Source organism: Vagococcus fessus (genome assembly GCF_003987565.1).
Classification (GTDB): domain Bacteria; phylum Bacillota; class Bacilli; order Lactobacillales; family Vagococcaceae; genus Vagococcus_D; species Vagococcus_D fessus.
Window position 1 is genome coordinate 152241 of record NZ_NGJY01000001.1, and the last position, 22826, is coordinate 175066.

At 35.9% G+C, this 22826-nt stretch carries 24 protein-coding genes; 22 read left to right on the forward strand and 2 right to left on the reverse strand.

Features of this window, described 5'->3' with window-relative positions:
* Positions 1 to 69 precede the first annotated feature (69 nt).
* From nhaC to CBF31_RS00780, 6 genes are all read left to right on the forward strand, one after another.
* Positions 70 to 1440, forward strand: coding sequence for a Na+/H+ antiporter NhaC (gene nhaC / locus CBF31_RS00755; RefSeq protein ID WP_126829979.1), 1371 nt, complete (start codon positions 70 to 72; stop codon positions 1438 to 1440).
* Between the two features lie 19 nt (positions 1441 to 1459).
* Positions 1460 to 1792 (forward strand): YerC/YecD family TrpR-related protein, encoded by a 333-nt coding sequence (locus CBF31_RS00760; protein ID WP_126829981.1) that lies wholly within the window; start codon positions 1460 to 1462, stop codon positions 1790 to 1792.
* 92 nt (positions 1793 to 1884) lie between these two features.
* Positions 1885 to 2532 (forward strand): hypothetical protein, encoded by a 648-nt coding sequence (locus CBF31_RS00765; RefSeq protein ID WP_126829983.1) that lies wholly within the window; start codon positions 1885 to 1887, stop codon positions 2530 to 2532.
* A gap of 28 nt (positions 2533 to 2560) precedes the next feature.
* The gene (gene aac(6'), locus CBF31_RS00770) at positions 2561 to 3013 is read left to right on the forward strand and encodes an aminoglycoside 6'-N-acetyltransferase (RefSeq protein WP_126829985.1); all 453 of its coding nucleotides are present in this window, start codon (positions 2561 to 2563) and stop codon (positions 3011 to 3013) included.
* Positions 3014 to 3121: 108 nt separating this feature from the next.
* Entirely contained in the window at positions 3122 to 3337 is a 216-nt protein-coding gene (locus CBF31_RS00775; protein WP_126829987.1) for a helix-turn-helix transcriptional regulator, read from the forward strand.
* Positions 3321 to 3725, forward strand: coding sequence for a hypothetical protein (locus tag CBF31_RS00780; protein WP_126829989.1), 405 nt, complete (start codon positions 3321 to 3323; stop codon positions 3723 to 3725). Before CBF31_RS00775 ends, CBF31_RS00780 begins: the two co-directional genes overlap by 17 nt.
* 35 nt (positions 3726 to 3760) lie before the next feature.
* Here the strand turns inward: CBF31_RS00780 and CBF31_RS00785 are convergent, their stop codons facing one another.
* A complete protein-coding gene (locus CBF31_RS00785) occupies positions 3761 to 4171 on the reverse strand; it encodes a helix-turn-helix domain-containing protein (RefSeq protein WP_126829991.1) in 411 nt (136 codons plus the stop codon).
* A gap of 242 nt (positions 4172 to 4413) precedes the next feature.
* On the opposite strand from CBF31_RS00785, the gene CBF31_RS00790 reads away from it, so the two are divergent.
* From CBF31_RS00790 to CBF31_RS00795, 3 genes are all read left to right on the forward strand, one after another.
* Positions 4414 to 5712 (forward strand): Y-family DNA polymerase, encoded by a 1299-nt coding sequence (locus tag CBF31_RS00790; protein ID WP_126829993.1) that lies wholly within the window; start codon positions 4414 to 4416, stop codon positions 5710 to 5712.
* The gene (locus CBF31_RS10985; RefSeq protein ID WP_170167828.1) at positions 5696 to 5839 is read left to right on the forward strand and encodes a hypothetical protein; all 144 of its coding nucleotides are present in this window, start codon (positions 5696 to 5698) and stop codon (positions 5837 to 5839) included. Before CBF31_RS00790 ends, CBF31_RS10985 begins: the two co-directional genes overlap by 17 nt.
* A 157-nt stretch (positions 5840 to 5996) precedes the next feature.
* Positions 5997 to 7103, forward strand: coding sequence for a linear amide C-N hydrolase (locus CBF31_RS00795; RefSeq protein ID WP_126829995.1), 1107 nt, complete (start codon positions 5997 to 5999; stop codon positions 7101 to 7103).
* A gap of 45 nt (positions 7104 to 7148) precedes the next feature.
* Here CBF31_RS00795 and CBF31_RS11165 read toward each other — a convergent pair whose 3' ends face one another.
* On the reverse strand, positions 7149 to 7820 hold the full coding sequence (locus tag CBF31_RS11165) for a YdeI/OmpD-associated family protein (RefSeq protein ID WP_245977894.1): 672 nt from the start codon (positions 7818 to 7820) through the stop codon (positions 7149 to 7151).
* 167 nt (positions 7821 to 7987) lie between these two features.
* Between CBF31_RS11165 and CBF31_RS00805 the strand changes: the two genes are divergently transcribed.
* From CBF31_RS00805 to CBF31_RS00865, 13 genes are all read left to right on the forward strand, one after another.
* Positions 7988 to 8716 carry a TerC family protein gene (locus tag CBF31_RS00805; RefSeq protein ID WP_126829999.1) on the forward strand — a complete coding sequence of 243 codons (729 nt, stop codon included), beginning with the start codon at positions 7988 to 7990 and terminating at the stop codon, positions 8714 to 8716.
* 459 nt (positions 8717 to 9175) lie between these two features.
* Positions 9176 to 9745 carry a helix-turn-helix domain-containing protein gene (locus CBF31_RS00815; protein ID WP_126830002.1) on the forward strand — a complete coding sequence of 190 codons (570 nt, stop codon included), beginning with the start codon at positions 9176 to 9178 and terminating at the stop codon, positions 9743 to 9745.
* A gap of 78 nt (positions 9746 to 9823) precedes the next feature.
* A complete protein-coding gene (locus tag CBF31_RS00820; protein ID WP_126830004.1) occupies positions 9824 to 10513 on the forward strand; it encodes a response regulator transcription factor in 690 nt (229 codons plus the stop codon).
* Positions 10506 to 11687, forward strand: a complete 1182-nt coding sequence (locus tag CBF31_RS00825) for a sensor histidine kinase (RefSeq protein ID WP_126830006.1) — start codon at positions 10506 to 10508, stop codon at positions 11685 to 11687. The genes CBF31_RS00820 and CBF31_RS00825 overlap by 8 nt, the downstream gene beginning before the upstream one ends.
* A gap of 74 nt (positions 11688 to 11761) precedes the next feature.
* Positions 11762 to 13705 (forward strand): ABC transporter ATP-binding protein/permease, encoded by a 1944-nt coding sequence (locus CBF31_RS00830; RefSeq protein WP_126830008.1) that lies wholly within the window; start codon positions 11762 to 11764, stop codon positions 13703 to 13705.
* A complete protein-coding gene (locus CBF31_RS00835; RefSeq protein WP_126830010.1) occupies positions 13705 to 15504 on the forward strand; it encodes an ABC transporter ATP-binding protein/permease in 1800 nt (599 codons plus the stop codon). Before CBF31_RS00830 ends, CBF31_RS00835 begins: the two co-directional genes overlap by 1 nt.
* A 55-nt stretch (positions 15505 to 15559) precedes the next feature.
* Positions 15560 to 15700, forward strand: coding sequence for a hypothetical protein (locus CBF31_RS10990; RefSeq protein WP_170167829.1), 141 nt, complete (start codon positions 15560 to 15562; stop codon positions 15698 to 15700).
* A 58-nt stretch (positions 15701 to 15758) separates the two neighbouring features.
* Positions 15759 to 16403, forward strand: a complete 645-nt coding sequence (locus tag CBF31_RS00840; RefSeq protein WP_126830012.1) for a GntR family transcriptional regulator — start codon at positions 15759 to 15761, stop codon at positions 16401 to 16403.
* A 129-nt stretch (positions 16404 to 16532) separates the two neighbouring features.
* A complete protein-coding gene (locus CBF31_RS00845; RefSeq protein WP_126830014.1) occupies positions 16533 to 17759 on the forward strand; it encodes a quaternary amine ABC transporter ATP-binding protein in 1227 nt (408 codons plus the stop codon).
* Positions 17752 to 19479 carry an ABC transporter permease/substrate binding protein gene (locus CBF31_RS00850; RefSeq protein WP_126830016.1) on the forward strand — a complete coding sequence of 576 codons (1728 nt, stop codon included), beginning with the start codon at positions 17752 to 17754 and terminating at the stop codon, positions 19477 to 19479. The genes CBF31_RS00845 and CBF31_RS00850 overlap by 8 nt, the downstream gene beginning before the upstream one ends.
* Positions 19480 to 20155: 676 nt before the next feature.
* Positions 20156 to 21079, forward strand: coding sequence for a nucleoside hydrolase (locus CBF31_RS00855; protein ID WP_126830018.1), 924 nt, complete (start codon positions 20156 to 20158; stop codon positions 21077 to 21079).
* Between the two features lie 27 nt (positions 21080 to 21106).
* The gene (locus CBF31_RS00860) at positions 21107 to 22006 is read left to right on the forward strand and encodes a carbohydrate ABC transporter permease (RefSeq protein WP_126830020.1); all 900 of its coding nucleotides are present in this window, start codon (positions 21107 to 21109) and stop codon (positions 22004 to 22006) included.
* On the forward strand, positions 22003 to 22821 hold the full coding sequence (locus CBF31_RS00865; RefSeq protein ID WP_126830022.1) for a carbohydrate ABC transporter permease: 819 nt from the start codon (positions 22003 to 22005) through the stop codon (positions 22819 to 22821). Before CBF31_RS00860 ends, CBF31_RS00865 begins: the two co-directional genes overlap by 4 nt.
* Positions 22822 to 22826 lie beyond the last annotated feature (5 nt).

Below are 22826 nucleotides of genomic sequence, written 5' to 3' on the forward strand. Positions count from 1 at the left end.
AAGGTGTATAGCGTTTGAGTTATACATCTTTTTCCGATTTTATTTAATGGATCTGAAAAGAGGGATTGTATGGATAACAACGTGTCTTTTAAAGAATCAGTTGTGATGTTACTTCTGATTTTGATAACTATTGGTTCAGGTATTATATATTTTCATCTGTCAGCACATATTGCAATTTTAGCTGCTATTTTTCTCTTAATTAGTTTTATGGTGTATAAAGGCATGAGTTGGGACGACATGCATGAGGGCATTATTTCAGGTATTACACCAGGATTAATCCCAATCGTTCTCTTTATATTAATCGGGGCAATTATCAGTGTCTGGATAGCATCGGGAACGATACCTACTATTATGGTCTATGGTTTTTCATTTTTATCACCCAACTTTTTCTTAGTGGCGGTTTTTATTATTTGTGGGATTGTTGGAGCAGCTGTGGGGAGTTCATTTACGACGGTGACAACTGTCGGGATTGCATTTGTAGGTATGGGTAAAATGATGGGCTTTGACCTAGCTGTAACGGCTGGGGCAATTGTATCAGGTGCCTTACTTGGTAATGTTATTTCACCATTATCTGATACCGCTAATTTAGCAGCGGCAACAGCAGAAGTTGATTTGTTTGAACATATTAAAGGTGTACTGAAAACAGTCGTACCTGCCTTTATTGTGTCGCTTATTTTCTTCTTTATCTTAGGTAGAAATCATACCAATGCAGTAGATACTAACGAGATTGATCAGATGGTTGCGGTGTTAAAAGGAAATTTCACAGTAACACCGGTTGTATTATTACCTGTAGTAGTGTTATTAATCTGTGCTTGGAAGAAAATCCCGGCTATTCCAACACTGTTATTAAATATTCTTTTATCAATCGTTTTAATAAAAATCTATCAAGGTTCAGCCGTGACAATACAAGATTTTGGTAGTTGGTTACAAGATGGTTTTGTGGCGGAAACAGGCGATAAAATGATCGATCCTCTCTTGTCACGTGGGGGAATTCAAAGTATGATGGGCTCAGTATCATTGATTATATTAGCCTTGACACTAGGCGGTCTACTTATTAAAATGTCTGTTATTGATACGATATTAGACCGCATTAACGACGTGTTATCTAAACCGAATAAGTTAATTATTTTAACCGCATTGACTGCGATAGGCGTTAATTTATTGATAGGAGAGCAGTATCTATCAATTATTTTACCAGGTAAGGCCTACCGTCATCGTTACGAGGCATTAGGATTAGAGCCGACATTATTATCACGAACATTATCAGATGCAGGGACAGTGGTCAATCCACTTATCCCATGGGGTGTGAGCGGAGTATTTATTGCAGGAGCCTTAGATGTTCCAACATTGTCTTATGTCCCTTATGCCATTTTCTGTTATGTTTTACCACTTCTAACGCTTGTACTTGGAGCGCTTTATAAAAAAGAAAAAGTGGCGTAATTATCTAAGGAGGAATTTTATGCGTATTGATCAATTAAAAGAGCAAGACATCGAAACGTTTTTTAAAGCGGTGATGTCACTAGAGAATGTTGATGAATGTTATGATTTTTTTGATGATTTAATGACACTTAAAGAAATGAAAATATTTCTGATGCGATTTAATGTTGCACAGATGTTACTTGATGGTAAAACCTATCAAGAGATAGAGGAAGAAACGCATGCGAGTACAGCGATTATTTCAAGAGTAAAACGCTCGTGTGAAGAAGGGAACCAGTCGTATCAACTCTTACGTGACCGTTTGGTAAAACAAGATAGACTGATAATAGAAGAAGCGCAAGGATTCAAGCATTAACTGATGGCCAAAGCCATCAGTTTTTTGTTTTTTGACAATCTGTCTTATTTCCTTTAGGATATAAGAGAACAAGATGTTTTAGGAGGAAAAAAATGATAAAATCACTATTAAAATCGATACTTGCTTATTTCTTAGGATTATCAGTATGGTCAATTGGAACCGGTATTTACGATAGTATGACAACTTTTAACGAAGCAGAAGGTGTCGGACCTTTCAGCTTGTTTTGGAAGTCGTTGCTACAAAATTTAGTGGATGGTGTGATGCAACATTTCTTAATTTTTGTCATTTTTATTGCCGTGGCTTTATTAATTAAAGGCAAACATTACCAAAGTATCGTTAAAGAAAGTATGATCATTTCAGGATTGTTTATGTTAGCTAATGTTGTGATTATGGTGGCTCATTATATTAGAGTGGGAACACTTGAAATGGGATTCAAAGCGATTGCGATTCAAGAAAGTATGATTTTGCTTCGATTAATTCCGTTTGCTATTCTAATCGGATTATTCTATTATGCGATTAATCATGACCGTCATTTTGATACGTATGATGAATTAGAAGAAGCGGAAGTTGAAGACGTATTAGAGGACAAAGATGTTGCGTCACACATGGCTAAGATAGAAGAAATTGCTAAAACAAGTAACTTACAGCCTGATTTAGTGGAACCGACAGAAAAAAATATTTCAGAAGAAGTCTTAAAGCCAACAACAGAAGAAGTGGCTAAAGATGATATAGACAAGTAAACTATTTAAATAGAAAAGAGGCGATTAGATGGTATTTCAGGCAACTAAGGAAGACTTATCTGACTGTGTAGAGCTGGCTCATTTATTATGGCCGAGTTCAGATAAGCTAGCACTTGAAAAAGAGTTAGAACAGTTACTGCAAGATTCTAATGCTGCTCTTTTTATTAAGAAAGATACGCTAAATCGGACGATTGGCTTCGCGCAAGTCCAACTTCGGTCAGATTATGTGGAGGGGACGAGTTCATCTCCTGTAGGGTATTTAGAAGGTCTGTATGTCTGTGAAGAAGCGAGACGTCAAGGGTTAGCTAAGCGATTGGTTACAGCATGTGAAAGCTGGGCGAAAGTTAAAGGATGTAGCGAATTTGCTAGTGACTGCGAACTGACTAATACAGAAAGTTATATGATGCATTTGAAATTAGGATTTAATGAGGCAAATCGTGTGATTTGTTTTAAGAAAGACATTGAAGATGGCGGCGAGTAATCGTCGTCTTTTTTTTATACTTTGATGTAAAGTTAACTTGACATTGTTTCGTGAAAATTCTATACTATGTATGTAAAGTTAACTTGTCATATAGGAGAAGGGGAAGAGATGAAAAATTGTTTAAGTGAGATAAGAAAGCAAGCGAATCTTAGTCAAGATGCCTTAGCTAAAGAGTTACGTGTTTCAAGGCAGACGATTAGTTCGTTAGAGAGTGGGAAGTATAACCCATCAATTATTTTAGCCATGCGGCTTGCAAGGCGTTTTGATTTATCAGTAGAGGATATTTTTATTTACGAGGAGGACGAAGATGATGAATTTAAATAGAAAAAAATTAACAACCTATTTATTATTAGGTGTAGGAATAGTATTAGTTATAGCTAGCTTTGTGACAAATGAAAGTTATTTATTAGGTCTGGGTGCCGGGGTAATTGGCGGTGGGATTGCCCAATTAATCAAGTACAAACGAGTACTGGGAACTGAAGAAAAAAGAGATGCCTTTCAAATTGAAATGGAAGACCCTAGAAATACTGAAATCAGAACAAAAGCACGAGCAAAAGCTGGTTTTTATTTGGATCTAGCACTTATACTATTGGTTCTAATACTACCATTTACGAGTGCACCTTTCTGGTTAACGGTGGTCTTAATAGTCTTATTTTTAGCTTATGAAGTTATGACTTACATTTTCATTAAACAATTAAATAATGAGATATAAAAAAAGAGCGGACGCTAGAGTCTGCTCTTTTTGTTTTAATCTTGATAGAAATATTTTTTAACTAAGAAACTACCATCGATGACAAGGAATAGTCCAACAATTAAAGTGAACCATGATACTGTATCGTTTTTCAAATACATAAATAGACTAAAGGCTAGTAGGATAATACCTGATACTAACATTGCTGTAAATGAAATCAAATTTTGAGTTTTCTTTTGTTTTTTGATTTTTAATTCAGACTCTAGCTGTTCGTCTGATTTTACCAGCTCATCGACTGATACGCTAAAGTGTTTAGATAACAATTTTAAGTTTTGAATATCAGGTAAGTTTTCACCGCGTTCCCAATTAGAAACTGCTTGTGGTGAAATATTTAACTTATTCGCTAACTCTTCTTGTGTCATATTAGCTTCTGTCCGTAATTCTTCTATTTTTTTTGAAATACTCATAATAAATCGACCCTCTCTTTATTATAATGGCGTTCATGTTGCATAAAAACGAACCGATTAACATTAACAATAACCGTTATAGGCACATTATAGCAATCTTTTCGAAAAATGTCACAAACTAACTGATAATTTTCATAGAATTGTTTCTAACGTCGAAAAAGTCTAAAAATAATAGATGTTCCCCTTTACAAAACGAACATACGTTTGTATAGTGAAGGTGTAAGAAACAAGAAGGTGATACGATGACGGTAATGATGGACTATACTAAGGAAAATCGCCGTGCGGTTCTTTGTATTGATGTGAAATCTTTTTTTGCTTCAGTGGAGTCAGTGAAACATGGTTTGCATCCGCTTCATAGTGAGGTAGTTGTTATGAGTAGAGGCAACCAAAACGGCGGATTAGTCCTAGCAGCTAGTCCAAAAGTAAAAGAAAAATATGGTCTAAAGACAGGCTCAAGAAAATATGAATTTCCAAGGAAACACCAGATATTGATAGTTCCTCCAAGGATGGGGCTGTATGTTAGAGTCAATGGACTGATTAATCAAATTTTTCAGCAATATGCGGCTAAAGAGGATATCCATACCTATTCAATCGACGAGTCATTTGTTGATATAACAGCAAGTTATCATTTGTTCGGTGACACTATTTTTGAAGTGGCTCAAAAAATTCAATGTCAAATTTGGGAGGAATTACGTTTAGCTGTAGCGGTTGGGATTGGTGATAACCCATTACTTGCTAAGTTAGCTTTAGATAATGAAGCGAAAGATACACTCTCACATATTGCCTATTGGTCGTACGAGTCTGTATCTAATACGATTTGGAAGATTCCTAATCTAACCGATATGTGGGGAATTGGGAAACGTACAGCCAAAAGGTTAAATGCTCTTGGGATTTATTCGGTCTATGATTTAGCCCAAGCTGATGCTGCTTTACTAAAAAAACGACTAGGTGTTATTGGTAGTCAGCTTTATTATCATGCACATGGGATAGACCGAAGTAGAATTTCTCAAAAACACATTATTCCACCAAGTTCTAAGTCGATAGGTACAAGCCAAGTGCTAGAGCGGGACTATACTAAATCCAAAGACATAGAGCTGATTATTAGGGAAATGACGATTGTTTTATCAGAGCGATTACGACAGTTAGAGAAACAGACCAGTTGCGTGTCTCTTTCGATTAGCTATTCTAGAAAAGAACGGTCGAAAAGTTGGACCAAGCAAATGACCATCAGTCCCACAGATCAGACTAAAGTTTTAAGCGATACATTACTTTATCTCTTTAGAGAGCATGAAGCAGACGGGGCGGTACGAACAATTGGACTCAGTTTTGGAAAATTAGTCAACCAGCCTTATCAGCAGCTCAATCTATTTGATGAACCGGAGCGTCAAGTCAAAACAAGTCAGCTAGATAAGGTGGTTGATCAAGTTAAGAGTCATTACGGAAAGACGGCCTTATTTCCTGCTAGCAGTCTGCAAGAATCAGGGACATACATTAAACGAAGTCAGTTATTAGGAGGGCATCAGCGTGATAGTACAAGTTGACGAAGAGTATCAAGATAGAGGGATGATGAAGTGGCAAGGGTTTATCTTAACTGAGCATGAAGAAGAGTTACTAAATTTGCCAGAATTCAAAGAAGTTGTTGAAAAAGTTGAGACTTATTGGGATTAAATTTATAAAATAGATTATTAAGTTTTTTAAATAATTGATTATATTTAAGAAAGTCAACACAAAGCAAAGGTAAAGTGGTAAAATAAATGGGAAGGGTGTACGAATAACTCTCGTTAATAACAAGGTTTGATTAATAGTAACAAGGAGGAATTTTTATATGTGTACAGGTGTAGGATTTATTACAACAGATGGCAATACAGTATTTGGTAGAACGCAAGAATATGCGATGCCATTACCAGTTCAAGGGGCAATCATTCCAAGAGGACATGTTTCAACTAGTCAATTGCTAACGCCAGTGACATTTAAGTATGCGACTGTCGCAATTGTTATGGATGGTAAAATGAAAGATATGAATTTAGCTGAACAATTAAAAGCATTCAACCCAGAAATGGCGGCTTTAGTTGATCAATCTGAAGAAACAGAAATGATCATGGATGGTGTTAATGAAAAAGGCTTAGCCGGTGGATCATTTTACTTTGGTAACGGCTATAACAAATATGCTGAAGTTGAAGATATTAAAGCTGCAGGCAAAACACCAATGCGTGGAGAAGAGATTGTCACTTATGTATTGGCTAACTATAGCTCAGTAGAAGATATTAAAGCTAACATTAATAACGATGTTCAAGCTGCAAACGTGAAAAATGTTTTAGGTGTTGCACAACCACAACATTACGTATTCTATGATAATACTGGTGCGTCAATCGCAGTAGAACCTGATAACTATAACGGTTTCACTATTACTGAAAATACAGCCATGGTATTTACAAATACACCACATATGGATTGGCATTTAAAAAATCTACAAAATTATGTAGGTCTTGATTACTATAAAAATGAACCTCGTGAAATTGGAACAACTATGGCAATGTCAGCAGGTAAAGGAAGCGGCGTCTTTGGTTTACCTGGTGATTTTACACCACAATCTCGTTTTGCGCGTGCCGGTGTTTTAAGAAACTTAATGGTTCAACCCAAAGATGCTGAAGAAGGGTTACACCGTATTTACAACTTATTAAACCAATTTGATTTACCGTACGGTATCGTTCGTACACCAGGTGAAATGATTGAAGGGGAAGATGCGGTTCATTATACAGAATACACATCAGCTTATAGCTTAGACCCTAACAAACTTGTTTTAACAGTTAGAACATTTGAAGATGGTCAAATCCAACGTTTAGAGATGACACCAGATATGTTCGAAGGCGATAAAGTATTACGTGCTACTGTTTCAAGAAAACAAACTTACAACGTTTTATCAGCAAATTAATTAATAAAAAAACAGCTTAGAAGCCCCAACTTCTAAGCTGTTTTTTTATTTTAATGATTGTCTATAGAGGTCGTGACTTTTAAAACCTGCTTTGAGGCAGGTGATCATGGTATCTGTTCGTTTCAGTTGAGTCGCCTCTTGTTTAGCGCTAAAAATAAAACGTGCCCAACTTCGCTGATAACCAGGAGTTAAACTTTTAAAAAATAATCGTTCATCTTCGTGGGCATCAAGTAAGTTTATAACATCGGGAACTAAGTGATCATAATCAGAAGCGATTTGGCTCTTAGTAGGCGATTTTAGCTGTTGTTTGGTAATGTATTTAAGTCCAACTATTGTGAAAGTGTCATCGAGGCTAACCATTCTAGAAAATTTAAGTAGACTGTTTGGGATATACCCCTCTTCATCTACCTCTAAGCTAGGTAAAATTTCATCTCGATGGACATAGGTGTCGTACATTTTATTTCCTTTTTTGGGATAGGCAATAAAGAGATAGCCATTTTCTTTTAAAAGTTGTGAATAATTGACTTGTCTAATCAATTCTTTCATGTCATCCATCGTTAAAGCAAAAGCAATAATTAAATCATAAGAAGCTTCTAAAACATCACGATCACAGTTGGTTAATTCTAGGTCTAAAGTATAGCCTTTAGGTTGTTTAAGAATCAGTTTACTAGGATATTTCGTCAGATTTAGTTTCTTGATTATCGGATGTGGTGTCACAGAGTATCCCTCCATAAGTTAAGTTGTTACTTGTAGTTTAGCACAATCGTGAGATTTGAGAAATAAACTAGATCATGAGATTTAATTAGTGAAAGTTTACAGAAAATATGAGATACTATTTCTTGTGATTTAAAAAATTTTATAGACAAGTGAAAGAGGCGTAGTGTGTGAATATATTAGTCGAATTGTATCAACCTTTTTTTGATAAAACGAACTGGGTAAATTTCTTTAGTTCATCAAGTTCTTGGATGTTGTTGTTATCATTGATTGTTATGGAGTGCTTATTATCTGTTGATAATGCAGTTGTACTGGCAGCACAAACTAAAACTTTAGATAATGAATCAGATCGTCGTAAGGCGTTATCTTATGGACTATGGGGTGCGTATTTATTTAGATTTATCGCGATTGGTTTAGGAACGTATTTAATTAATTTATGGCAAATCAAAGTAGCGGGGGCGTTATATTTAATCTATTTAGCCTATGCTCACTTTTTCAAACCAACAAAAGAAATTCAAGTTAACGAAAATGCAAGTTCTAAGAGTTTTTGGAAAACCGTGTTATCTATTGAATTAATGGATATCGCATTTTCAGTAGATGCTGTATTAGCATCACTTGCTGTAGCAGATAACCCTGTTGTTATTTTATTAGGTGGCTTTATAGGGATTCTATGTATGCGTGGTATCGCTCAGGTGATTGCCCGTTGGATGGATAAAATCCCAGAACTTGAAGGCATGGCATACTTCTTAATCTTCTTTATCGGAATTAAATTATTCTTATCTATCCCAATGATTGATTTTGAAATTCCAGCGAGTGTCTTTGCAGGTGTTGTAGCATTATCATTTATCGTAACGATTGCACTTAATAAATACCGTCAGAGTAAAAAAGTTTCAAATTAATTATAAATTAAAGTCCTCATATGTAGACGTCTGTATAGACTAACCTGCGTATGAGGACTTTTTTACATAAAGAAATAGAAAAAGATAAGGAGAATGAGAGCGGCTATAAAAAAAGGTGTGATGTAGGTAAAGATAAACTTAGAAAAGCGAAGGCCTATTCTTTTTTCACTATCATAGCGTGGGTCATTAAGGTCTCGCTTAAATCGATCAGGTGTTCGACTGAAAAATAAGCCCCCTGTTAGTGTGGTAACGAAAGCAATTAAAGTAAAGACACCAGAAATAAGTAAGAGAGTGATTAAGAGAGTAGTGATAGTTTCGGTTGTCATCGTTAATTCCCCTTTCTTGTTTAGAGGCTCTGTTACCAAGTAGTATAGACTTAAAGAAATAGTAAGACAACCTTGATAACATAGGCTTAGTAATCTCTTTCTATGGACTTTTTGCAGTAACGTGAGAGAATAAATGATAGTAACTACATTAACTAAAGGGATGATTATCATGGAACTAAATAAAAAGTTGAAAGCAAAACGTCAAGAATTATCTTTAACGCAAGAACAGGTAGCAGAGAAGATTTACGTTTCTCAGAAATCTGTTTCAAATTGGGAGACGGGTAAAAGCTACCCTGATATTGAGAGCCTAGTTCGCTTAGCAACACTATACGAGTTATCTTTAGACCATTTACTGCTAGAAGAACCAAAGGTAGTCGAGGAGAGTACAGAGCAAACGAAGCGAACAGTATTAAAAAAGCTATCACTTTTCCCATTTTTCACAACTATCGTATTGGTAATTATTTTATTAGGGCAAAAATGGTGGGGAGTACTTTCAGAAGAGGTGAGTCTTTTAATTAGTCTAGCAATTGTATTAAATCTTGTCCCACTGTATAGTTTAACGAAAAAGGAAATAGGACAGGTAAAAAATATCAGCGGTCAAACGAGTCGTTTTAAAAATAACGCAAGGCTTGTTTTTATCGTATTAGTGACGATAATTGGGTGCTTTTTAATGTATAAGATTCCAAGCTTACTATCCGATTAACTCTTGCAATAGGGTTAAAGCTTGTGTTTTAATCAGAGAGATATGAGACAAGGTCAAAGTCAGAAAGTGATGTGACATATGAAAGTACTAATAGTAGAAGATGAGGCAGATTTACGCTCAACGTTAGCAGAAGGATTGCGTTTGTCTGGCTATGCGGTAGATGAAGCGGAAGACGGAGAGCAAGCGTTATTTCTTTATGAAACGGAAGGTTATGATTTAATCATTTTAGATATTAATATACCGAAGCGTGATGGTTTTTCGGTATTAGAAACAATTCGGCAGTCTGATTTGGAAACAAAAATTTTAATGTTAAGTGCTCGTTCTCAAGTCGAGGACAAGATTATGGGACTTGATGTTGGGGCGAATGATTATTTAACAAAACCATTTGATTTTAATGAGTTAGAGGCTCGAATTCGTAATTTATTACGACGTCAGTTTATTCAAGAACCAGAGGAATTATGCTTTGATAATGTAGTGTTGAGTACGGCTAAGAATGATGTGACGGTTTTAGGGACGACATTAAAACTGACAAAGAAAGAATTCTCTATTTTGCGTTATTTAATGACCCATTCAACTAAAGTAATTAGCCAAGAAGAGTTGATTTCTCATGTGTGGGACAGTCAGGCTAATCCGTTTAGCCATTCGATTCGAGTGCATATAGCTTCTCTTCGTAAGAAATTAAAAGAACAGTTAGGCTACGATATTATTGTGACAAAAGTCGGCGTAGGGTATGCTTTGGCGTCTAAAGTAGGTGAGGACAATGGTTAAAAATCAGCCAATTCGAGTGAAGTTGATGGTCGTAACCATGAGTGTCTTATTCATTTGTTGTCTAGGATTAACGGTGTTTACCACATTATCAGCCAAAAGAATGTCACATCAGATTGCTTCAACAACCATACCAGCAATTAAGATTAATCCTTCTGAGGAAACAAAAGAAGATGTATTTCCCTCTATCCCTATGACTCAAGCGAATATTATGCCGGACCAAGAGGAAGTCAAAGCGAAGCAGGAGCAGATTTTAAAACAGTATTATCTGAGTAGTTTTGGTTATATGGTTGGGATTATTATCGTGGGTGGTTTATTAGCGTACTACCTTTCGGGGCGTGCGATGACTAGCCTGGTAGATTTGAATAGCAAGATTAAAAATAGCTCTGTCGATACACTAGCAGATGAATTAGAAGTTCCACCTACACATGATGAGATAGCTGAATTAACGGTCTCTTTTAATAATATGACACGCAAGTTGAAAGAATCCTTTGATTTTCAACAGCAGTTTTCAGCCAATGTAGCCCATGAACTTCGCACACCTTTGACGGTTCTTAATACAAAATTAGAGGTCATTAAACGTAAGAATCCAGAGTTGGATCAGGAGAGTACTCGTTTTATAGATGAATTAAGTCTACAAGTAGGACGTTTGATTGAGATGGTGGAGAAGTTGTTGCAATTGACGCATGAGTACCAGTTAGAAGAACAAAGCACGATTTTAGCAGAGGATTTAATCAATAGCATTTTGCCAGATTTTTCGGACGGTATTCAAGAAAAAGAGATAAGCGTAACGGTTGAGTTAGGTGAACAGGAAGTAACGGGTGACTTAGAATTACTGTACCGTGCTTTTTATAATGTGATTGAAAATGGGTTGAAATATAATGTACAAGGTGGCAGTTTAACTATAACAGGAAGTGAAACGCAGGGGTTTTCCAAATTTGTAATTGCGGATACGGGTGTTGGCATTCCGAAAGAATATCAGGACGAGGTTTTTCAGTCGTTATTCCGTGTAGACGATGCAAGAGACCGTAAAGTCGGAGGTGTCGGTTTGGGATTAGCTATTGTGAAGAAAATTATAGAGGCCCATCAAGGTACTATTACTGTAGAAGATAATCAAGAAGCAGGTAGAGGAACACTATTTAGTCTAACACTACCAAACAAAAAGGAAGCGAGCTAATCGTTTCCTTTTTTCTTTACATAAATTTAACACCTCTTTTGTTACAGTGGCAAAGTAAGAATAGGAGGAAGAATATGATTCAATTAAAAAATCTAACAAAAACAATCGAAGGGGACCGCATACTTGATGGAATGTCACTTACATTAGGTGAAGGTCTAACTTTCTTAACAGGACCATCAGGAAGTGGAAAGTCTACTTTATTACGCTTACTATCAGGAATTGATAAGGCTTATGAAGGTGAAATCAAACTAGGTGGGCAGGTCCTATCGGAGTTGAAAGGCAAAGAAAAAAGCTTTCTTTTAAATCAAAAAGTAGGCTTCATTTGGCAGGACTATAAACTATTTAATGAGATGACCGTATACGAAAACATGATGATGCCCACTCATTTAGCTAAAGGGAAAGTACCTAATGCAGAAAAAATAATGAATCAGTTAAAGCTATCCGTGAACAGTGGTACGAAAGTTCGTGACTTATCAGGTGGACAGCGCCAGCGTGTCGCAATTGCTAGAGAATTAATGAAAGATCCAGATTATCTGTTAGCCGATGAGCCGACTAGTGCTCTTGATAAAGAAACAGCTGCAGACGTTATGGCAATTTTTAGAGACTTAGCGAAAACAAGAAATGTGATTATTGTAACCCATGATAAAACACAATTATTAGAGACGGACCAAGTGGTGGAATTAGCTAAAGGACGAGTAAAAGAGGCTCGCAATCTTGATGAGACTGCCGTTAATCCAGCCTTGAAATTAGAGAAAAATAGAGTGTTACCCTTTAGAAAAGTAGCAACGCTTTTAAAAACAATGGTAATGACCCATAAAGGCCGATTTTTAACTGCAATCTTAGCATTAATTCTGGGTACAACTCTTCTTCTAGGTGCGACAAGTGGCACAGTAGAAGAGTCAAAAGAAGGTGGATTAGATAACGTATTGGAGACATATGGCGATACTGTATTAGACATGAATTTAGTTGGAAGCTTTACGGGTGCTGCTGGAACAGGTGGGGAGGATGATCAAGGGCCATCAGCCGATGTAAAACAAGATGTAAGTAGTTTATACACGCGCTATAAAGATGACAAACGTGTGCAATTTGTAGCGTATAGTGAAGCATTTAATGAAATTAATATAACAGTCGAAGGAAAAAAATACGATGTTACGAATTCTGGAAATGCTCCAGTTATTAATAAATTTTTAGCTGGAAGAATAGCAGATGGCAAAGAAAATGAAGTCGTGGTCCCTGTCAGTTTTGTTAAAAAAATGGGGCTTTCTAACGAAGATGCTTTAGGAAAAGAAATTGATTTTTCAGCAAAAGTAACCACTTGGAAAGGCGATGAGCCAATCTTTAAACCGACTGAAACCAAAGCTAAGATTGTTGGCGTAATCGATACGACCATTGCAACGGGGACAGGCGCGGACTTTTTCACGTATGAAATAGAAGATTCGTTCTTCTTTAGTGAGTCAGCTTTAACACAACTGCTGAGTGTTTCAGATAAAAAAGTCAGTGAGTCTAATTTTATCTTACGTGCGACAACACCTCAAACTTTGATTGAACTTAGAGATGAAATGACGAGCGAAGGCATTGTACCATTAGGCAATTTTGAAGTGGTGGAAGACGTAGTTAATCTGTCAGAAGAAACAGATGAGCAAAAATCAAACGTTCAAGGGATTATGCTTGTAGTGGTAACGGTAATGATAGCCGCTATTTACTTGATTAGTAGTCTGTTACGTCGTAAAGAGTATGCCATTTATAAGTTAAATGGTTACGATAGAGTGAATATGACTCTGTTAAATACTGTCGAAACAGTATTTGAAATAGTTATGGCAGGAGTGTTATTAGTCATACTAGCACCTATGCTGACTAACGTTATGGGAAGTGTAATGGGAGTAGAAGAACCTGTCCAACAACCAGTCAGCCAAACGTTATTAGTTGTGACGGTATTAGGACTATTAGGTGGTATTGTAAGAGAAGTTATTTTAAGAACAACAACGGTAATGAGAGCATTTAAGGTAGGGAAAAACTAATGTACCAGTTAAAAAATGTAACAAAAAAATACGATAAAAAAGTAGTCCTAGAAGATGTTAATTACACGGCACCGACCTCGGGTTTACTTTGTGTGATGGGAGAATCAGGGAGTGGTAAAAGTACCCTCCTTTCTCTTATTGCAGGACTGGACCGTGACTATGAGGGCGATATTCAGTTAGCTGGACAATCCCTGCATGAGTTGAGTGATAAGGCCTTAACCCAATATCGCAAAGACTATATTGGCTTTATTTTTCAAGAGTATCACTTATTAGAAGGGTATACTGCTTTAGAAAATGTGGTGTATCCAGGTGTTTTGAAGGAACAAACGCAATCTGCAGAATTAAAAGCTCTAGCTTTGCTTGAAGAAGTGGGCTTGAGCGATAAAGCGTCATCTAAAGTAGAAGCATTGTCAGGTGGTCAAAAGCAACGTGTCGCAATCGCCAGAGCGTTATTAAATGAACCAGAGGTGATTATTGCAGATGAGCCGACAGGTGCACTAGATCATGAGACGATGACTGAAATTATAACAGTACTTCAAGAGATAGCGAAGACGAGATTAGTTATTTTAATCACCCACGATCCAGAGGTTTGTGAGTACGCAGATGAGGTCTTAACTATTCAAGAGCACAAACTCATTGTGGCAAGGGCTATGGACAAAACCGTTCAACATGAGGCGCCCACGTTTCGTTTAACAGATTATCCAAAGGTTAATACTGCTAAATTGGCGGCGAAGGAAGTCAAAGTAGGGCTAAGTCATTATGCTTTATTAGCGTTATGTTTCGCGATTGCTAGTACCTGTATTATGCTTGCTCTGTCAGCAGGAGGTGTGGTAGATAATTCTATCGCTAAGTTTAAAGATAAAAATGAAGCTCTAGCAAATGGTTATCTTAATAAGAAAGACGGGGCAACAGATAAGGTTATCAGCGAATTGAAAAAAGACCCACGATTGGATACGGTATACAAGCAGTATGTCTTGAAAAACTTAAGATTAGAGTCTCAAGGTAAAACAGTAAAACTTGCCGAAAAATACCCAATGGCAAAATCAAAAGAAGGGTTTTCTTATGGGAGAATGCCTAAAAAAGGTCAAAATGAAGTGGCCCTTAGTGGGACTTTAGCCAAACAGTTTGCACCTAAAATTAACGAATTGATTGGTGAGACCTTAAAATTAACTGTAAATAATCAGACAGAGTCTTATAAGGTAAGTGGCATTTATAACGCAGGTTATGATGATATTTACCTGAGTTCTGATAGTGAGATAGCTTATTATAAGGCATTAAAAAATGAAAAATGGTACGCCGTTTCATTTGAGGTGACACAATTTGATAGTTTACCTCATGTCTACAAGGACTTAATGGCTAAGAAGTTAAAGCCAGAGATGGCAGTTGAAGAAGTAAAAGCAATGTTAGCGTCCTTTGCTAAGTTGAAATCATTATTTTTAGTGATAACAGGTTTAGTTTTACTCGTGTGTTTATTTTTAGTCAGTGTCATGATGATGAAACTTCAAGCAACACGAAAGAAAACGCTGAGTATCTTAGCTGCTTTAGGATTTAATAGAGCTTTGCTATCAAGGATAATAGACTGGGAAAATGTTATCTTAACATTAGGGACAGTAGTCTTAACCAGTCTAAGTCTTGTAGGGTGTTATGCCATTAGTAAAGGGTTCAATATCCCACTGATGCTAAGTCTGTCACAACTGTTGAGTATCATAGCCGTGACGGCAGGGACAGTTTTAATAATCAGTTGGCTAATGAAAAAAGTACCCAAACAAGCGCAATTGCTTATGGATTTAAGAGAATAAGGAAAACACCCCCGTTGAATTCATGTAAAATGAAGAAAATGGAGGTGTTTTTGCTATGAAAAAAAGAGTAACTTATGCAGTTGAAGTAAAAGAAGCGACTATTAAAATGAAATTAGAAGGTAAAACAACATGTGAGATTATGGCAAAGGTCGTGAAGAACTCAGTCCCCATTATGTTTGGCTTTTTTTGTTTTTAAAATAGTGATACAATAAATTTCGAAATGATGACAGAAAGATAAAGGAAATGTGCGGATAATGGAAGAGAAAAATAATGGAAAAAAACATGTAGCCTTTCCAAAGTATCAACAAGTAGCGTTAGAAATAGCAGAAAGAATTGTTGAAAATCGCTATAAATTTGGAGAAAAAATACATGCCCGATCAACGTTAGCTAGTAATTTTAATGTATCGCCTGAGACTGCTCGTAAAGCCATCAATGTCCTGGTTGATTTGGATATCATGGAAGTTCGTCATGGGAGTGGTTCTTATGTGGCCTCTCGTGAAAATGCCCAACGATTTGTCGATAAATATAAAGATGTTCAGTCGGTTCAGGAAGTAAAAATAGATATTTTGAAAAGTGTATCTCGACAAAAAGAAGAGTTAAACCATTTTTCTAAATTATTAAATGACCTTGTTAGTCAAACAAGTAAAGTTCACCATATATTACCCTTTGCCCCGTATGAGCTAGTCATCAATTCAGAAGCTGTGCTGATTGAAAAAAGCATCGTGGAATTGAATATTTGGCAAGAAACAGGTGCGACGATTGTAGCCATTCAAACAGGGACAGAACTGTTAGTCTCGCCGGGACCGTATGCTAGAATCAAAGAAAATGATACAATTTATTTTGTCGGAGATGAAAGCGCCTTACAACGCATGACCAGTTACTTTTATCCAAATGAATAAACCAAACCTAAGACTTGTAGCGGTTTTTACAAGTCTTTTTCTTTTGACACAAGTGACCATACAATGTTACGGTTGAATGGTCACTTTGATTTTTAGAAATCAGAAGTAAGTTTTAAGAGGGGTGTTTTTTTGAGTAAAGTAAAAGTGGAGAATCTAACGAAAGTTTTTGGTAAAAAAAGTCAACAAGCGTTAGCGATGGTTAAAGAAAATAAGAGTAAAGATGACATTATGGATGCAACTGGTGCAACAGTGGGAGTGTATGATGCCAGCTTCGAAGTTGAAGAAGGAGAAATATTCGTTATCATGGGTCTGTCAGGAAGTGGTAAATCCACACTAATCAGATTGTTGAATCGTTTAATTGAACCATCATCAGGACACATATATATTGATGGTGAAGATGTTTCTAAAATGAATAAAGACATGTTACGTGATGTGCGTCGTCATAAAATCAACATGGTATTTCAAAACTTTGGTTTATTTCCCCACAGAACGATTTTGGAAAATACCGAATATGGGTTAGAAGTACGTGATGTTCCTAAAGCGGAGCGAACTGCTAAGGCGGAGAAGGCGCTAGATAACTCAGGGTTACTATCGTTTAAAAATCAATATCCTGATCAATTATCAGGCGGAATGCAACAACGAGTTGGGTTGGCTCGTGCTCTAGCTAACGATCCAGAAATTTTATTAATGGATGAAGCATTTTCTGCGTTAGACCCTTTGATTCGTCGTGAAATGCAAGATGAATTGATTGAGTTACAAGCAAAAGTCCAAAAAACAATTATCTTTATTACTCATGATTTAAATGAGGCATTAAGAATTGGTGACCGTATTGCCTTAATGAAGGATGGTCAAATCATGCAAATTGGAACAGGGGAAGAAATACTTACAAACCCTGCTAATGAATTTGTTCGTGAATTTGTTGAAGATGTTGATCGCTCTAAAGTCCTAACAGCTCAAAATATTATGGTGCCGGCTTTAACAACGAATGTTGAAATTGATGGACCAAATGTTGCTTTACAAAGAATGCGTAAAGAAGAAGTGAGTATGCTTTTAGCAGTTGATCGTAAACGTAAATTAAAAGGTAGTTTGACGGCAGAGTCAGCACGTGATGCTAGAAAAAATAATTTAACTATTAAAGAAGTCATTGATAAAAATGTTAAAAAAGTTCATCCAGACACACTAATAACAGATATGTTTGATTTGATTTATGATTCACCAACTCCGTTAGCTGTAGTTGATGACGAAGATCGTTTGATTGGAGTGGTTATCAGAGGGAGTGTTATTGGTGCTTTAACTGATACAGATCACGATGCTGACGTGTCAGTAGAGGAAGCGGGAGGTGTTGCAAATGTTTAATATTTTACAATCGCCTATTCCGGTTGCAGAATGGGTTACGACTGCAACAGATTGGTTAACGAATACATTTTCAGGTTTATTTTCAGTTTTACAAAAATCAGGTCAATGGGTAATGGAACTAATGACGAATTCGTTGCTCTTTGTTCCACCGCTAGTAATGATTGCTATTTTAACAGTCGTTGCCTATGTTATTTCTAAACGTAAAATAGGTTTAACGAGTTTTACGTTGTTAGGCTTATTATTTATTTATAATCAAGGGTTATGGTCAGAATTAATGAGTACCGTAACATTAGTTATTATCTCAAGTTTAGTCTCAATTATTATTGGGGTGCCACTAGGGGTCTTAATGGCAAAAAGTGATAAGGCACAGAGCATTATCACACCAATCTTAGATTTCATGCAAACCATGCCAGGTTTCGTTTACCTAATTCCAGCCGTTGCTTTCTTCGGAATTGGGATGGTTCCAGGTGTTTTTGCATCAGTAATTTTTGCTTTGCCCCCAACGGTCAGAATGACAAATCTTGGGATTAGACAAGTACCAACTGAATTAGTTGAAGCATCAGATTCTTTTGGTAGTACGGGTAAACAAAAGTTGTTTAAATTAGAATTACCACTTGCTAAAAGTACAATTTTGGCAGGGATTAACCAAACTATCATGTTAGCCTTGTCGATGGTTGTTATTGCATCGATGATAGGAGCCCCAGGTTTAGGTCAAGGCGTCCTTTCAGCAGTTCAACGGTCACAAGTTGGAAATGGTTTTGTAAATGGCTTAGCGCTTGTTATATTGGCTATTATTATGGATCGCTTTACGCAACATTTAAATCCAAAAGAACGTCGTGCAACAAGTGATATAGCTAGTAAGAAAAAGAAAATTTTAACTCGTTTACTAGCTTTAGTCGTTATCTTTGCTATAGGTGGTGCAACCCTATCATCTTTTGTAAGTAAGAAGAAACAAGAAGTGACACTAGCCTATGTTGAGTGGGATACAGAAATTGCCTCAACAACTGTTGTATCTGAAGTGTTAAAAGACATGGGATACGATGTGAAAATGACACCACTTGATAGTGCGATTATGTGGGAAGCTGTCGCCAACGGTGAAGCTGATGGAATGGTAGCGGCTTGGTTACCAGGAACTCACGGCTCTCAATATGATAAATTTAAGGACGAGTTAGATGACTTGGGTCCTAACTTAGATGGTGGTGCGCGCTTGGGATTAGTTGTTCCGAGTTACATGGATGTTAACTCAATTGATGAGCTAACAACTGAAGGGAATCAGCAAATTGTTGGGATAGAACCGGGTGCCGGCGTGGTAGCGGCAGCTGAAGAGACAATGGCTGAATATGCTAATTTATCAGATTGGAATCTGATGTCATCCTCAAATGGAGCGATGACAACGGAACTAGCAAAAGCGATTAAAAATAAAGAAGAAATCGTCATTACAGGCTGGTCACCTCACTGGATGTTCTCTAGATATGATTTGAAATACTTAGAAGATCCAAAAGGAACTATGGGTGGTGATGAAAGTATTAAGACGATGGTACGTAAAGGATTAGAAAAAGATAGTCCGGAAGTGTATCAAGTCTTGGATAATTTTAATTGGGAGTTAGCTGATATTGAGTCGGTTATGCTAGCTATTGAAAAAGGTGAAAAACCGGTGGAAGCAGCTCGCCACTGGATAGACAATCATCAAGAACTTGTAGAGAGCTGGAAAAAAGCTTAGTTATTTGGGAACTGATCCCGTAGACTGAGATAAATATAAAAACACCTCCGTTGAATTCATGTGAAATGAAGAAAATGGAGGTGTTTTTTGCTATGAAAAAAATAGTACCTAAATGGAGAATCTTACCGATTCTCACAAAAGATTGGAAAACAATAGAGTTATGGCAAAGGTTGAGAAGAACTCAGTCCACAAGAACAATTACGTTAAGAAAATAAGTATTTAAGACAGGAGATTGAAGTTTAAAAAAATACAAGGAATTGGAAAGGCTGTGAAGAAAGAAGCGTTTGTAAAATTAGTTAATGCTTTTAATATTAAATTATCTATCACATGGTTATGTGATTACTTTGGCGTAGCCAGAAGCACTTATTATCGCTGGATCAAGAGCTGTACTAATATATTTATCGAGTATTATGGGCTTATTTAATGGTGAAATACTCGCTTAAACAATTAGCGACAAACAAAATATTGCCTGTGTGTTTTTATTACTGTCTCATTTTAAGGGTTCAGTCCCAAAAAAAGTAGTGGGGATTTTTTTTATCTGAAAGATGTTTTTCACCAATAAAAATACTAAAATAGTTGTTTTTTTACAACATTATAAAATAAAGCGTTTACATTTATTGGATATAGTTGTATTATATGGGTGTAAAGTTGTAAAAAAACAATTTAGGAGGCTGTTATGATAGACAATGCAAAAATTATTAGACGTTTAGAAAAACCAAAAGGAAGAGTAGATGTGGTGATTGATACAGATACCTATAATGAAATAGATGATCAGTTTGCATTAGCTTATTTAATTCAATCAGATGAAAAACTAGATTTGAAAGCGGTTTATGCGGCACCTTTTTTTAATCATCATTCAGAAAGTCCAGAAGATGGTATGGAAAGAAGTTATCAAGAGATATTTAATTGCTATAAATTAATGAGAGAAGAAAGATATAACGATGTGACATTCAGAGGCTCAACAAAATTTTTAACAGATGAAAAAACACCAGTTGATTCAGAAGCTGCTAGAGATTTAGTTGAACGTTCAAAAAACTATAATGAAGAAAACCCATTATATGTTGTTGGAATTGCAGCTGCAACAAATCTAGCATCAGCGATTTTGTTAGACCCAACAATTGTTGATCGAATTGTTATTTTATGGTTAGGTGGTTTAAGCTATGATTGGCATGATAACAAATCATTTAATTCTGGGCAAGACGTTGCAGCCGCACGTGTTTTGATGGATTCTGGTGTCCCACTAGTTCAGTTCCCAGGTAAAAATGTTATATCTGCATTTACAACAACAGGTCCAGAATTAGAGTATTGGTTAAAAGGAAAAAACGCCTTTTGTGACTACATGATTGAAAAAACAGAAGAAGAAGCCAGAATCTGTTATGGTGGAAAAGTTTGGTCGCGTGCAATATGGGATGTCGTTCCTGTAGCGTGGTTATTAGACGGTGAGTTCATGTTAGATACGTTAATTAAGAGTCCAATTATGCAATATAATGATTATTATAGTTTTGATCCAAGACGTCACTTTATTAAATATGTTTATCGTATTGAACGAGATAATTTAATGAATGATTTATTCACAAAAATATCTAAAATCCCTAGCTAATATACTAAGAAAGGAAGGTCCAGTATAATGACATCAGCTACTCAGGAAGTTAAAAAAACAGCTAACAAAAAGTTTTTTAATAAACTTGAGCCATGGATGTATTTAATACCATCTCTTGTTGCTATAGGTTTATTCACCTATTATCCATTTATAACAAATATTTTTGATAGTTTGTTTAGAGTCGATTCTTTTGGTAATCGTGGTGATTTTGTAGGAATTCAAAATTATCAATCTATTTTAGGGAATACTAAATTTTTACAAGCTATAGGAAATACTATTTTATTCTCGGTAGTGACGATTCCTGCATCTCTTATCGTAGGCTTATTATTAGCACTCGTTGCCCGTGAAAAAAGAAAAACATCACCAATTTATGAAGCAATGTACTCTTTACCTATGGCTATGACATTGGCGGCCGTAGCTATGATTTTTCAATTAATGTTGAATCCTACTTTAGGAATTGTTAATAAAATGTTTGATTTGGATATTAACTGGTTACGTAATGAAGTAACCTCATTACCAGTTTTAATGTTTATCGAGACATGGTTAAATACTGGATTTAATTTCTTATTCATGTTAACAGCTGTAAGAGGTATACCAGAAGAGATTTTAGAAAGTGCAGAAATTGATGGGGCAGTTGGCTTTACAAAAATTTATAAGATAATTTTACCTTATATTTCCCCAACAATTCTATTCTTACTTGTATCATCAATTGCTAAAGCTATGATTACGAGTGGTTTGACGCTGATTCTTACTCAAGGTGGACCGGATGGTAAGACTGAAACAATTGTTTCTTTTATTTATAAAAATGCAATATTAAATCAAAATTACAATATTGGATATGCTGCTTCAGTGATAGGGTTTATCATAACATTTATATTTGTAGGAATTAGCTTTATTTATGAGAAGAAAGGAGTTCATTACGGATGAGAAAAACAAAAGATATTGGCTACCAAATCCTTGCTTTGTTACTAGGGATTATAGTTTTAACTCCAGTTTTGTACGCGCTTTCTATCTCGTTTATGAGACCGGAAGAAATTTTAAGTAGAGATGTTAACTTATTACCAAGAAGTTTTTATTTAGGAAATTATATAGCAGCCTTTCAAAAAACAACATTGGCTAGATTTTTATTTAATTCTCTAATTATGACAGTGGGTTCTTCTACAGTTAGATTAGTGACAGCAGGTACAGCAGCTTTTGCATTATCATTTTATAATTTTAGAGGAAAACAAGCTGTGTTTCTTTTAATTATAGGAACAATGATGATTCCACCTGATTTATTAATCGTAAAGAATTATCGTACAGTTGCAAATATGGGATTAATTAATACTTATCTAGGAATGATGGTTATCTTTTTTGTAACAGCTTTAAATATCTTTGTCATGAGACAACACTTTTTAGCTTATTCTAAATCTATTTATGAAGCAGCTAAAATGGATGGATGTACTAATTTTATGTTTTTTATTAGAGTACTATTACCTTCTTCAAAACCGGTATTAATTACTACGTTTATTTCTTCATTTGTAGGCGTATGGAATCAATATTTATGGCCGTTACTTGTTACTAATCAAAATGAAATGAGAACTGCTCAAGTAGCTGTTACTTTATTGAATTTCCCAGATGAGAGTCCGCACGGTATTATAATGGCCGCTTCAATTTTAATTGTGATACCAACTGTTGTTGTATTTTTAACATTCCAACGTTATATCAAAAAAGGCATGATGGCTGGTGGAGTAAAAGGATAGAAAGG